General features: G+C 51.9%; 11 protein-coding genes. 8 read left to right on the top strand and 3 right to left on the bottom strand.

Annotation, left to right across the window (positions count from 1 at the left end; genetic code table 11):
- Positions 1-22: 22 nt before the first annotated feature.
- Complete coding sequence (locus NWF35_RS11550) at positions 23-1,369, top strand: amino acid permease (RefSeq protein ID WP_301239261.1); 1,347 nt, start codon at positions 23-25, stop codon at positions 1,367-1,369.
- 358 nt (positions 1,370-1,727) lie between these two features.
- Here NWF35_RS11550 and NWF35_RS11545 read toward each other — a convergent pair whose 3' ends face one another.
- From NWF35_RS11545 to NWF35_RS11535, 3 genes are all read right to left on the bottom strand, one after another.
- Positions 1,728-2,330: a transglutaminase-like domain-containing protein gene (locus tag NWF35_RS11545; protein WP_301239260.1), complete on the bottom strand. Its 603-nt coding sequence runs from the start codon at positions 2,328-2,330 to the stop codon at positions 1,728-1,730.
- Complete coding sequence (locus NWF35_RS11540; protein WP_301239258.1) at positions 2,327-3,568, bottom strand: MFS transporter; 1,242 nt, start codon at positions 3,566-3,568, stop codon at positions 2,327-2,329. Before NWF35_RS11540 ends, NWF35_RS11545 begins: the two co-directional genes overlap by 4 nt.
- 255 nt (positions 3,569-3,823) lie before the next feature.
- A complete protein-coding gene (locus NWF35_RS11535) occupies positions 3,824-5,725 on the bottom strand; it encodes an ABC-F family ATP-binding cassette domain-containing protein (RefSeq protein WP_301239256.1) in 1,902 nt (633 codons plus the stop codon).
- A gap of 233 nt (positions 5,726-5,958) precedes the next feature.
- Here NWF35_RS11535 and NWF35_RS11530 point away from each other — a divergent pair, with 233 nt between their 5' ends.
- From NWF35_RS11530 to groL, 7 genes are all read left to right on the top strand, one after another.
- Positions 5,959-7,215, top strand: a complete 1,257-nt coding sequence (locus NWF35_RS11530) for an ammonium transporter (RefSeq protein ID WP_301239374.1) — start codon at positions 5,959-5,961, stop codon at positions 7,213-7,215.
- Positions 7,216-7,582: 367 nt separating this feature from the next.
- Complete coding sequence (locus tag NWF35_RS11525) at positions 7,583-8,179, top strand: 5-formyltetrahydrofolate cyclo-ligase (protein ID WP_301239254.1); 597 nt, start codon at positions 7,583-7,585, stop codon at positions 8,177-8,179.
- Between the two features lie 46 nt (positions 8,180-8,225).
- Positions 8,226-9,227, top strand: a complete 1,002-nt coding sequence (locus NWF35_RS11520; protein WP_301239252.1) for a molybdopterin-binding protein — start codon at positions 8,226-8,228, stop codon at positions 9,225-9,227.
- Positions 9,228-9,345: 118 nt separating this feature from the next.
- Complete coding sequence (locus NWF35_RS11515; protein WP_301239251.1) at positions 9,346-10,014, top strand: redox-sensing transcriptional repressor Rex; 669 nt, start codon at positions 9,346-9,348, stop codon at positions 10,012-10,014.
- Positions 10,015-10,071: 57 nt separating this feature from the next.
- Positions 10,072-10,836 (top strand): twin-arginine translocase subunit TatC, encoded by a 765-nt coding sequence (gene tatC / locus NWF35_RS11510; RefSeq protein WP_301239250.1) that lies wholly within the window; start codon positions 10,072-10,074, stop codon positions 10,834-10,836.
- A 335-nt stretch (positions 10,837-11,171) separates the two neighbouring features.
- Positions 11,172-11,456 (top strand): co-chaperone GroES, encoded by a 285-nt coding sequence (gene groES / locus NWF35_RS11505; RefSeq protein ID WP_301239249.1) that lies wholly within the window; start codon positions 11,172-11,174, stop codon positions 11,454-11,456.
- A 62-nt stretch (positions 11,457-11,518) separates the two neighbouring features.
- On the top strand, positions 11,519-13,144 hold the full coding sequence (groL, locus tag NWF35_RS11500) for a chaperonin GroEL (RefSeq protein WP_301239248.1): 1,626 nt from the start codon (positions 11,519-11,521) through the stop codon (positions 13,142-13,144).
- The last annotated feature ends 435 nt before the right edge of the window (positions 13,145-13,579 follow it).

Genomic DNA, 13,579 nt, shown 5'->3' with positions numbered 1-13,579 from the left:
AATAATGCTGAGGGTGGTTGAGTTGAGTTTTAGCAGAGATGAGTTTGAGAAACGAGAAGATGTTCTTAAGCGAGACTTGTCTGAACGGCAGTTGATCATGATCGGATTGGGGAGTGCGATCGGAACCGGTTTATTTATGGGTTCCAGTTTGACGATCCATTATGCCGGACCGGGAGTTTTGTTCAGTTATCTTCTCAGCTCCATGATTGTGCTGGCAATGGTATTTTGCTTATCCAAGTTGTCGGTTGCTCATCCGACAGCGGGTTCATTCGGCATCCATGCAGAAAAATATTTGGGACCCTGGTTTGGCTTTGTCGTGCGTTTTACGTATTGGGCGGCCAACGCGATTACGATCGGCGGAGAAGCGACGGCGATTGGAGTTTATATGAAATATTGGTTTCCAGACCTCCCTTCTTGGATCTGGATCTTTGTCTTCTCCTTGTTGATTATTGGAATTAACGCAATTTCGGTGCGGAGTTTCGGCTGGTTTGAGTACTGGTTCTCCACTTTAAAGGTCGTCTCCATCGTCGGTTTTATCCTGCTGGGTACCGCTCTCATTTTTGGACATCTTCCGCAAAGCACTCACAATTTGCTTGACCATGGCGGCATGCTTCCACATGGATGGTCAGGTGTGTGGATGGGCAGTGCCATGGCGATGTTTAGTTTTATGGGAACCGAGATTATCGCAATCACGGCAGGCGAAGCAAAAAAACCAAAGCAGGCGCTTTCCAAAGCGATGAAGTGGATGATGATTCGCCTCGTGATTTTTTATCTTTTATCCATGTTGGTTATGGTGTTGATCATCCCATGGAATCAAATCGGGGGCGAACGGATTGAGGAAAGCCCATTTGTGAAAGTGCTGCAATTACTAAATATCCCCTACGCCGCGGGCGTGATGAATTTTATCATACTCACCGCTGCGCTCTCGACAATGAACGCCAATTTGTATGCATGCACTCGCATGATTTTTTCGCTGTCCAAAAGCGGCTATGCTCCCGCCGTTTTAGGAAAGGTGAATCGTCAAGGGATTCCGCTTGTTGCCTTACTCGTTTCTTCCTTTGGTTTGGGTATCGCGGTTCTACTCAATCTATCCGATCCAAAAGCTTACAATACGCTGTTTGGCATTTCGATTTTCGGCGGGATTTTCACTTGGATCATCATCTTTCTCACCTACTCCCGTTACCAGAAGAAAGGTTTTTCTCTCGCGTGGAGCGGTGCGGTAGTGTTAGTGTTGGTTTTGTTCAGCATGCTGCTTGATCCGGCGTGGAGCTTTGCTATTTATACCGGGATCGGATGGTTGGTACTACTAACCTTCGCCTACTTTGTGAATAAGGGGTTTCACCGGTCGCAATCCATCCAACTAAAATGATGATAGTAGATAGAAGAACGGCCGAATCTTTAGGGTTTGGCCGTTCTTTATTGTAAAGACACAAAGGCAATAACAGGGGTAGCGACAATAACCACCCAGAAGAAGGCAACCAAAAAGACTGCGGGGGCCTTGAACTCCAACACCGGTAACTCCGTCTTCTAGTCCCGATCAAAGTCCGCCATCCAGCCCCACCGGGGAAACGAAAGTGCAAGGATCAAATCGCGGGCCATTTTCTCTAAGCGAAGCGTTCTTTGACCTCGTCCCGGTACTCCCGCTTAGAGTTGCCATAATTTCCTTTCTTGCAGAACACAGTAGAGCGAGCTGGGAAAGCGATGCGGAAATACGGATCAGGCATGCCCTAAAGTCTCGTCGGCAGATGGTATTGATACATCTCAAGCGCATTGGTGTGCTTCTTCAACACATAGGATGTTTGCGGTCTCGCATAGATGACGGGATAGTCGATTTCATCCATTTCCGGTCGAACAGGGAAAGCCAGTTTCTCTTCGTCGATGGAGAATTCGGCCTGCACGCCCAGTTTGTTGCCCCTGGCATCGAGACGTACCCATTTGCCTACAGTATCCAGGTAAAAGGCGTTCAACGCATGAACTGCATAACCTGTGTCTGGAGTGTCACCCAACGTCAATCGCTGATAGCAAAATCCCGTCAGAATTCCCTGAGCCCTCAGCAGGGCGGCCAGTAGATGGGATTTGGCATAACAAATTCCTTCCCCGTATCGCAAGACTTCCGATGCTTTGCAGGTCACTCTCGTACTCTGGATGTCCCAGGAGTGATGGATTTTGTCTCGCACAAACTCATATGCGATTCTCACGCGTTCCAGCGGTGAATGGTGTGCCGCTTGGATCTCCCGCACTTTTTCCTGGATCAGGGGATGGGAAAAATCCACTTCTTCCAGCTCACACAAATAGTCTTTCACATCAGCGGATTCGCAGAAGAGTCTCATCCCATGTCCTCCTTTCTCTTTTTCGCAAGCAACAGTCCGTTTCCGATCAACAACAGGGCCAACAGTGACCAGGCAAAGGAATAGGAGCGCAGATCGGCGATCCACCCGAAAACTGCCGGCGCCAGGATGATGGCAATCTGGTTCAGCGTCAATGCGTAGCTTACCATCAGTCCTTCCGATTGCGGAGGGGCCTGTTCCGCGACGGCCAAAAGAAAGGAACTGAACCAGCCGATGCCGAAAAAGCCTAGCCACACAGACAGTACAAAGAGCAACCAGACGGGCGGGACGTCGGGGAGAAAAATCAGTGCGGTTACGCCGAACACGGATGCCCATATCGACAGATGAAGCGCAGATTCCCTGTTTCCTCCCCACCACCGGTCGCTGATGTGAGCGAGGACAATTCTCCCCACCATACCAGAGATCAACGCAGTGGACAACAGCTGTCCCGCAATCACCAGTCCTGTTTTCTTTTCATTGCCAAAAAAGAGCATCAAATGACCCACCAGCACCATCTGAAGTGTCACCATGATCACACCGGTGCATAAAATGGGCACCGCTTTTCGATTGCGGGTGATTTCCTTTATCTTTTGCGAGAAACAGCTGTTTGTTTGCTGTTGAAGGTCAGGAAGAACCTGCGGTTCCCGATACAACGCCAGAAACAGCAGGCCGCCGGCCACAGCAAGGACGGATTGAGCATACACGGCGGAAGGCCAACCGAAGTGGAGGGATAGGTATGGCAGCAATGTGCCGCCGATGGCTCCCCCGATCGGGATGCCTGCTTGTCGTATGCCCATCGCCAGTCCTCTTTCCTTTTTCGGAAACCAACGCAGAATCACCTTGCTTCCCCCGGGTTGGGCCGTACCGTACCAGATCCCGACGATGCCAAGCAACAACAACAGTAGGAGGTAGTCAGTCGTATAGGAGACAAGGAAAAACGTCATCCCCAACATACAAGCCCCCAGGCTGACCAGCCACCGTTCCCCATAACGGTCCAATGCGTGGCCAATCAAGAGCATCGAGAGCAGTGGTCCGACTTGAACGGCAGATACCAACAGTCCGGCTTGTGCAGCGGTCAATCCCCATTGTTTTTGCCAAATCGCCGCAAGGGGACCCACTCCGTAGGTTACCAAGGTGGCCGTCGCTTGTGCCCAAGTGGCCACCGCCAAAATCAGCCAGCGATATGAATAGGACGCTTGGGCTTCGGATTGTTCATGTCGCATGGGTGAATGGAGCTGCATTTTTTGATGATCCTCCTACCTGTCTCAGTGTATAAGGAGAAGAACGATCATGTATTTTCAAGATCTCCATAACTGCTGATCGGTTGAGGAGAAACGAACCTGATATAGATGATAATATATTCTTTATATTTTTGAAATGAATGATATTGATTGGATCGATCACAAAACATGATCACTGAAAGTGAAGGTGCGATCACCGGATCAAGAAAAAAGGTTGCCATCCGCTAACAACGGATCGGCAACCTGCCGCATTTTTCACTCCGCCAAATCTGCCCATTCTTCCGTTTTCTCATTCAATGCCGTTTCTACCCGTTCCAACTCTTCCTGTAAGCGCCGGCTCTCTTCCGGATCGGTATAGACATCGGGTTGACACAGTTGTTCGTGAATCTTAGCACGTTGTTGTTCCAGTTCCTCTATTTCTTGCTCCAATCGGGCAATCATCTGTTGACGACGGCGTTCCTCTTGTCGTTTTTTGCGGTTTTCTTCCCGATGCGCTTCCGCCGGTTTGGCATCGTTTTGCACCGATTCAGCCGTCTCTTCGATCCGTTTCGCCAGATAATCGTCATAGTTACCGGGATAGGATCGCACACCGTCCGGTGATAGTTCCAAAATGCGGGTAGCCAGCCGGTTGATAAAGTACCGGTCATGGGAGACGAACAGCAAAGTCCCGGTATATCCTGACAACGCCTCTTCTAACCGCTCTTTGCTCCGCATGTCCAAATGGTTGGTCGGTTCGTCCATCAGAAGAAAGTTGGCGCGGTTGAGCATTCGTTTGGCCAGGGACAACCGAGCCTTTTCCCCGCCGCTCAACTCTTTGACCTGTTTGTACACGTCATCGCCCTGAAAGAGGAATTGTCCCAACGCTGTGCGTATCTGGGTCAGGTTCAGCTCGGGGTGGGCATTCCACAGTTCATCCAGTACGGTGGATGCCAGATCGAGCTCTTCTTGCTCCTGGTCGTAAAAGTCCATTATGATGCTGGTACCCATGCGTATATTTCCGTCCAGTGGTGCAATCATGCCCGCGATAGTTTTGAGCAGGGTGGTTTTCCCCGTCCCGTTCGGACCAATCAATGCTACGCGTTCGCCTCGCTCCAGCTGAAAGGTGAGATTTCGGGCCAACGGCGTCGCTGAGTCATAGCCGATGCACAGGTTTTCCACCTGCAACACTTGTCGACCGCTGGTGACGGATGCTTCAAACCGGATCGCGGCTGCAGCATCCGACCGGAACGGTTTCTCGATCCGCTCCATTTTCTCCAATGCCTTCTGTCGGCTTTGCGCCCGTTTACTCGTGGAAGCGCGGGCGATGTTACGCCGGATGAACTCCTCCATCTTTCGGATCTCTTCTTGTTGCTGTTCGTAGGCCTTTTCCAACTGAGCCAACATCGCTTCTTTCTGCCGGACATAATCGGTATAATTGCCCACATATTTCATGGTCCGGCCTTGTTCAATCTCGTAAATGGTCTGGGCGAACCGGTCGAGAAAATACCGGTCGTGGGAAATCACCAACAGGGCACCGGGATAATTGGCCAGCGTTTGCTCCAACCAAGCCAGGGCGTTCATGTCGAGATAGTTGGTCGGCTCATCCAGGATGAGTAGATCCGGTTCTTCCAAAAGCAGTTTGGCCAGTGCCAACCTTGTTTTCTGGCCGCCGCTCAAAGCGGAGCAACGCGTTTCCATCCAGGGCAAATCAGCCAATCCCAAACCGTGAAGTGCGCCACGAATCCGCGCTTCATAGCCGTAACCCCCCGCTTCTTCGAAGCGGCTCTGCAGGGCGGCGTATTGGTCCATGATCTGTTGGTACCGCGCCGGGTTGGACAACACCTCGGCACTTCCCATCTCTTTCTCCATCCGGCGTAATTCCCTCTCCATATCTCTTACGTGTTCAAACACGGAGAGCATTTCATCCCACATGGTCCGTTCGCTTACAAGTCCCGCGTCTTGGGCGAGATACCCGATCCGGGCATTTTTGGCCAGGTGTAATTCGCCGGAGTCCGGCGGGATTTGGCCGATGAGGATCTTGACCAGCGTCGATTTGCCGGCGCCATTGACACCGATCAAGCCGATCCGTTCTTTTTCGCGAATCATCAGGTCAGCACATCTGAGAACGGTCGTGGCGCCGAACGATTTTTCGATACCTTTGGCTTGCAATAACACCATGACTGAATCCCAACCTTTCCCGCGTATCACCAGTGTAGCCGAGCGATGGTCAAAGGGCAATCCGTCAGGTGTGGGAACAGATGTCCGTCCAAGATCAGGGGAAGTCAAAGACGCGTGTCATTATTCCATATAACAATATGTAAATTAATCTTACAGATATGGTTGATAAAAGTGACATGATGATTTATACTTCAATTAAACAAATATGTGACTCGGGGGAAATGAAAGTGAGTATGACTGCGGGACTGAATACGGTATGGGTGATTATTTCGGCCGCCATGGTGATTTTCATGGAGGGCGGCTTCAGTTTACTGGAAGCAGGGTTTGTTCGCAATAAAAACGCAGTCAACGCCACGATGAAGATCATTGTAGATCTGACGTTTGGCGCACTGGCCTTTTATGTGATCGGAATTCATCTGATGTTCGGAAAAGATGCCTTCGGTGTCGTCGGTTTCGGTCGTGCGACCGGTCCCCAAGGACTGCCGATGGAAGCCTACGTGTTGTTCCAAATCGGATTTGCCATCGCCGTTGCATCCATCATATCCGGTGCTGTGGCGGAGCGGGTCAAATTTTCCTCATACATAGTGATCGTAGTTGCCGTTTGTGGTTTGATGTATCCCATATCCGGTCACTGGATTTGGTCGGCCGACGGGTGGCTGGCCAAAATGGGGATGAAAGATTTTGCCGGATCAGCGGCTATTCATGCGATGGGAGGGTTTGCCGCCCTTGCGTTGGCCATGATCTTGGGGCAGCGGGCCAACCGTTATGACCAGAAAGGTGGGTTCTCCCCAAGCAACATCCCGTTGGCGGCTGCCGGAGGGTTTATTCTGTGGTTCGGGTGGTTCGGGTTTAATGCGGGCAGCACCTTGAACGCGATGGATGGACGGCTGGCGGACATTGCGCTGAATACGTTCCTCGCTGCGGCCGCCGGAGGGGCGTCGGCAACCTTGTTTAGCGTCATACGCCTGAAGACGGCCGATCCGGGAATGGCCATCAACGGGTTCCTGTCCGGTTTGGTGGCGATTACGGCGGGATGTGCATTCGTCTCCGCGACGGCTGCCATCGTGATCGGGTTGATGGCCGGTGTGCTCGTGTTGTTGGCCACCGAATGGGTGGATAAGTTGAAGGTGGACGATCCCGTGGGTGCCGTGGCCGTTCATGGATTTAACGGAGTGTTTGGTACCATCGCCGTTGGCTTGTTTGACCTGAAGGAAGGGCTCCTGACCACCGGTCAGACCCACCTGTTAACCGCGCAACTGGCGGGAGCAGCAGCGGCTTCGGTGTGGGGGTTTGTATCCGCCATTGCTGTGGGCTTGTTAGTCAATAAACTGATGGGGATCCGGGTGTCCGCCGAGGAAGAGGAGCAAGGTCTTGATCCGGTGTATCACGGCATCGCTTCTGATGAGTCGGTGAAGGAGTCGCAAACGGCGCTGAGTGCGGTGCGTGCTCGGGCGTCGGCTTCATCGGGTAGTTTGGCGTCGAGAGGCTGAGCGCCATAGTGATATTTTGTTACCCTCTTAGGCAGATTCATACCTTATCTGTCTGAGAGGTTTTTTGTGAAAAAGCGAAGCACAATCATACCTCTCATCATGCAAGAAATCCGGCGAAGGGCGGATGTGGAACGAGCAGGGAAAGTAATGTGGATAGTATTCACCAGACAAACTTGAGTGATCTCCTGATTTCAGGAACTGTTTTGGTCCGTCATCAACCACATAGGGTGAAGATCGAAAGAGTCGTTCCAACAGAGAACAATGGAATGGCTATTTTTGTTTTGAGGGCATGATACGTCTCTTTTCGATACAATAATGAAAAATGGATCAAGAAGAATGCTGTTGGAAAGACAGGGGGCACTACGCCGTGGATCAAAAAGAAGAAAAGAAACGGTTGCGAACGCGATTGCTCGAATTACGGCAGGAGTTGGACGCAGAGAAAGCGCGGCGGTGGTCGCGGGCCATCACGGAAACCTTGGTGGACCTAGAATCGTTTCGACGTGCCAGTACCGTCTTTTTTTACCTCCCCTTTCGGAAAGAGGTGGATACGTGGGATGCGATCCGGGTTGCATGGCAAGCGGGCAAGCGCGTGGTGGTGCCTAAAGCGGACACAAAAGCGAAAACGATGGAATTGTATGCGATCCAACCTGATACACCGTTGATCGAGGGGGCATACGGGATCTTGGAACCGCCAGCGAAGCCCGACAGTCGCGTGATCCCCGCCGCTGTGGACTTGGCCGTGGTGCCGGGGGTCGGATTTGATGAACAGGGATACCGCCTCGGTTATGGGGGCGGCTATTATGACCGGTTCTTCTTAGGTGCGGGAGCTGGCATGATCCGGATTGGTGTGGCTTATCCGTTTCAAATGGTGGAAACGGTGTTCCCCGAAGCGCACGATCAACGGATGCATGTCATCATCACGGCGGAGCGGGTATGGTATTGTGCCGATGTAACTGATCTGTGACTTCCCGGAGAGATCTACCGTTAAAATAGACAGGAGGGGAAGGAAGATGAAGAGCAAGCTAAAAGAAGTACGGACCCAAGAAGCGGTCGGGTTGGTGTTGGCACATGATCTGACGGCGGTCGTTCCCGGTAAGTTCAAGGGACCGCTGTTTCGCAAAGGACATACCATTCGTGAAGAGGATATCGAAAAATTGCTGAACATCGGTAAAGAGCACGTATACGTATTGGAACTGGCCGAAGGGGAACTGCACGAAGATGATGCGGCGCATCGGATCGCTCGTGCTGCGATGCGCTCGAATGAGGTGCTGGAGCTGACTTGTCCGAAGGAGGGGAAAGTAGACATCGTTTCGCGGGTTGACGGATTGCTTCGGGTGGATGTCCCGACGTTGACAGCGATCAACCGTGTAGAACACGTGGTTCTGTCCACGTTGAAAACGCACACGCCGGTCCGGAAGGGACAACAGGTGGCCGCAGCCCGCGTGATCCCGTTGGTGGTGCCGGAAAGCCGAATCAAGCAAGTGGAGACGATTGCCGGTCGGCAGGAACACCCCGTGCTGGAGGTGTTGCCCTTCCGTCCGCACCGGGTCGGTGTGGTGACGACCGGAAGCGAGGTGTATCACGGTCGGATTCAGGATCGCTTCGGGCCGGTCGTAAGGGAAAAGGTGGAACGGTACGGTTCCAAAGTGATCGGTCAGACGTTTGCCGATGACAACAAGGAGATGATCGCCCAACAAATTAAGGCATTTGTCGATCAGGGGGCTGACTTAATTCTCGTCACCGGCGGTATGTCGGTAGACCCGGACGATCGCACACCGGGTGCCATCGCGGATCTGGGAGCCGACATTGTCAGTTACGGCACCCCGATGTTGCCTGGGTCGATGTTGTTGATCGCTTACTACCGAGGGATTCCGCTGATGGGGCTTCCCGGATGCGTGTTGCACGATCCGTTCACTTCGTTTGACGTCTTTTTGCCACGTATCCTGGCAGGTGAGAAAATCACGCGGGAGGATATCATCACATTGGGGCACGGCGGCCTACATGCGTGTTGACCTTGCAGGCGAAATGGCTCCGTTGTATGATGTTGATAGCAACACTTTGTGAAATTTGCACGATCGGCAAATAAGAAAACACACGGTCTCAACAGACCGTTCGGGTATGGAGGCAAAAATGGCTGATCAGAAGATTCCCCAAGTCACCGCGAAGCGGTTACCCTTGTATTATCGGTATTTGGAGAAGTTGCACGCCATCGGGAAGCAACGCGTTTCTTCTGCCCAGCTGAGCGAAGCCTTGCAGATCGACCCGGCAACCATTCGACGTGATTTTTCGTATTTGGGAGAGTTGGGGAAGAAGGGATACGGGTACAACGTCAATTATCTGCTTCAGTTTTTGCGGGATTTCCTCAAGCAGGACGAAGTGACCAACGTGGTCCTGATCGGTGTCGGTAATCTGGGCACGGCGTTGTTGCGGTACAATTTCTACCGCAGTCACAATACCAAGATCGTAGCGGGATTTGATATCGATTCCAACAAAGTGGGGAAAGAGATTGACGGCATCCCGATTTTTTCGATCGATCGTTTTGCGGAAGTGAAGGAACTGCACAACGTTGAGGTAGCGATCCTGACGGTGCCGGCCAATGTCGCCCAGCAAGTCACAGACCGCATCGTAGCTGCGGGCATTCGGGGGATCTTGAACTTTACGCCTGCTCGGCTGACCGCGCCACCCAATGTACGGATCCACCACATCGATTTGACCACGGAATTACAGACTTTGATCTATTTCCTGAAAAAGTTTCCGCCAGAAGAAAATCGCGAAACCCCATCCGTAGACCACCTGTGATGTGGGAGAACAGGGTGGACATACGGTTGAAAACAGTGAGGGAAGGTTTGACCAACGATGGATGATCAGACTCAGCCGTTGACGGAGCACTTGGCCGAATTGCGCAAACGGATCATATGGGTGTTGATATTCTTTTTCATCTTTCTTGTTGTGGGGTTTCTATACGCGGGGTCGATTATCGAGTGGGTGAAAAAGGATGTGCCCGCCAACATCTCATTTCATATCTTTTCACCTGGTGAGGCGTTCCGCATCTACATGGGATCGGCGTTTCTCATCGCGGTGATCTTTACGGTGCCCGTTGCGCTGTATCACATTTGGAGATTTGTCGAACCTGGTTTGCGTCCGCGCGAACGCCAAGTGACACTCAGCTATATTCCACTTGCGATCCTTTTGTTTTTCGGCGGGCTGATTTTTGCCTACAAGGTGATTTTTCCATATGTGATCGGGTTCTCAGCCAATTTGACGCGAGAGTTGGGGGCCCAGGAGACATACGGGTTGTATGATTATTTCCGATTTATGTTCAACATCATCTTTCCGATCGCGTTTTTCTTTGAGCTGCCGATTTTGGTCATGTTTTTGACGCGGCTCTCCATCATCACACCTGCATTTTTGCAGAAGGCCCGCCGGTTTGCCTATTTGGTGCTGGTGGTGTTCTCCACTTTGATTTCGCCGCCCGATATTGTCACCAACATTTTAATTGCCTTGCCGATGATTGTGCTGTATGAGATCAGTGTGGTCATCTGCATATGGATGTACCGTCGGATGCAGCGGGAGGCGGAAATGGAAACGGAAAAGAATGATGACAGCGAGTCGTCGGCATAACCATCAATGTACGACCGATTGATTGCGGCCCGCCCGATCACGCGGGGATATGGTGGGGGGCGGGAGACGACTTTTCACGCTTCTTGTATGAAGAAATGGACCAGGTCTGCTCACAGCGGGTGCGTGGCAAAAGTACACGCCGGCACCCCGTTTTTTTGTGCTCGGAATCGGGATATTCACAGCAGCTTCCACTCCCGTCCAACATCAATTTTTTTACAATTGAGGTCTTGCAAAACAAGTTCCATATGCATATCATTATAATTGGTGTTAGCACTCAGTTTGGTTGAGTGCTAACAAACCCCGACAAAATGCGCTCGTGAAGGAGGGTGTTTCCCATGATCAAACCCTTGGGCGATCGCGTGGTGATCGAAGCGATCGAAAAAGAAGAAAAAACGGCCAGCGGCATCGTTTTGCCGGAAACGGCGAAAGAAAAGCCGCAAGAAGGTAAGGTTATCGCTGTGGGTACCGGTCGTTATGAAAACGGCGAAAGAATCGCGCTGGAAGTAAAAGAAGGCGACCGCGTCATCTTCTCCAAATACGCGGGCACCGAAGTGAAAGTGGGAGATAAAGAATATCTCATCCTGCGCGAAAACGATATCCTGGCGATTGTGGAAGAGTAATCCGGCTTGAACACATCCTTCTGAAATAAAACCACCCTACATATAGGAGGGGGAAGCGAATCATGGCGAAAGAAATCAAATTCAGTGAAGATGCGCGTCGTGCGATGTTGCGCGGTGTGGACGCGCTGGCGAACGCTGTGAAAGTGACCTTGGGTCCGAAAGGACGTAACGTGGTACTGGAGAAAAAATTCGGTTCTCCGCTCATCACCAACGATGGTGTGACCATCGCGAAAGAAATTGAGCTGGAAGATCCGTTTGAAAATATGGGCGCCCAACTGGTAAAAGAAGTGGCGACCAAAACCAACGATGTGGCTGGTGACGGTACGACCACCGCTACCGTGTTGGCCCAAGCCATCATCCGTGAAGGTCTGAAAAACGTGGCGGCTGGCGCCAACCCGATGATCCTGCGCAAAGGGATCGAAAAAGCTGTGGCCGCTGCTGTGGAAGAAATCAAAAAGATCGCGAAACCGATCGAAGGCAGAGACTCCATCGCGCAAGTGGCCGCGATCTCCGCGAACGATGAAGAAGTGGGCCAACTGATCGCAGAAGCGATGGAAAAAGTGGGCAAAGACGGCGTGATCACGGTCGAAGAATCCAAAGGCTTCACCACTGAACTGGAAGTGGTGGAAGGGATGCAATTCGACCGCGGCTACATCTCTCCGTACATGATTACAGACACGGACAAGATGGAAGCCGTGCTGGAAGAGCCGTACATCCTGATTACCGACAAAAAAATCTCCAACATCCAAGACATTCTGCCGCTGCTTGAAAAAGTGGTGCAACAAGGCAAGCAGCTCCTCATCATCGCCGAAGATGTGGAAGGTGAAGCCTTGGCGACCCTGGTAGTCAACAAATTGCGCGGCACCTTCACCGCTGTGGCTGTGAAAGCGCCTGGCTTCGGCGATCGCCGTAAAGCGATGTTGGGAGACATCGCCACGCTCACCGGTGGTCAAGTCATCACCGAAGAGCTGGGTCTGGATCTCAAAACCGCCAACATCAGCTATCTGGGTCGCGCGCGTCAAGTCCGCGTCTCCAAAGAAGAAACCATCATTGTGGATGGTTATGGTGACAAAGCCGAAATCGAATCCCGCATCAAACAAATCCGTCAACAAATCGAAGAAACCACGTCTGAATTCGACAAAGAAAAACTGCAAGAGCGTCTGGCCAAACTGGCTGGCGGCGTAGCGGTCATCAAAGTGGGTGCTGCGACCGAAACCGAAATGAAAGAGAAAAAACTGCGCATCGAAGACGCGCTCAACGCTACTCGCGCCGCGGTGGAAGAAGGTATCGTGGCTGGTGGCGGTACCGCGTTGGTCAACGCCATCCGCGCTGTGGAAGCGGTGGAAGCGTCCGGCGACGAAAAAACCGGCGTCAACATCATCAAACGTGCGCTGGAAGAGCCGGTGCGTCAAATCGCTTTCAACGCTGGTCTGGAAGGTTCCATCATCGTGGAGCGCCTGAAAAAAGAAGACGTAGGCATCGGATTCAACGCCCTGACCGGCGAGTGGGTCGACATGATCAAAGCTGGTGTTGTGGACCCGGCCAAAGTGACCCGGTCCGCGCTGCAAAATGCCGCTTCCGTGGCCATGATGGTACTCACCACCGAAGCTGTTGTGGCCGACAAACCGGAAGAGGAAAAAGGCAACAACAACAACTCGGGCATGGGCGGCATGGACGGGATGATGTAATCGTCTCCCGCAGATCAAAAGCCGTTGACCGTTTGAGGTCAGCGGCTTTTGTTTTTTTGTCTCGAACATCGGTCAGAAGCCTGTGAAAGGGTTGTCGCCTAATGGTTTACCGGATACATCCCCATGTTCGCGGTGTTGACAAAGTTCGCGGGGCTTCGATTTCCCGTCTCCACTCCATATCAACAGCGAGAAGTCGCTCAACGGGACTTCGGATCCGCTTCCCGAAATCGAATGGCGAAACCACTATGTCAACAGTCTCATATTTAGAAAAATGGGGGAGCGCGAGGGGGCTGTAATCCCCCTCAATTTATTGAGGGGATACACGGATCCCCTCGCATTTTTTATAGATTGACAATTCCTTTATATTGGTATTACCATAATGGTATGAAAAAAGAGTCTTGGAAGTCAACAGGGTCAGCAGTTTATAACCTAAAT

It is taken from the genome of Polycladomyces subterraneus (genome assembly GCF_030433435.1).
In the GTDB taxonomy this organism is placed as follows: Bacteria; Bacillota; Bacilli; order Thermoactinomycetales; family JIR-001; genus Polycladomyces; species Polycladomyces subterraneus.
The sequence above is the reverse complement of the archived record's forward strand: the minus strand, read 5'-3'. Positions and strand labels throughout refer to the sequence as shown.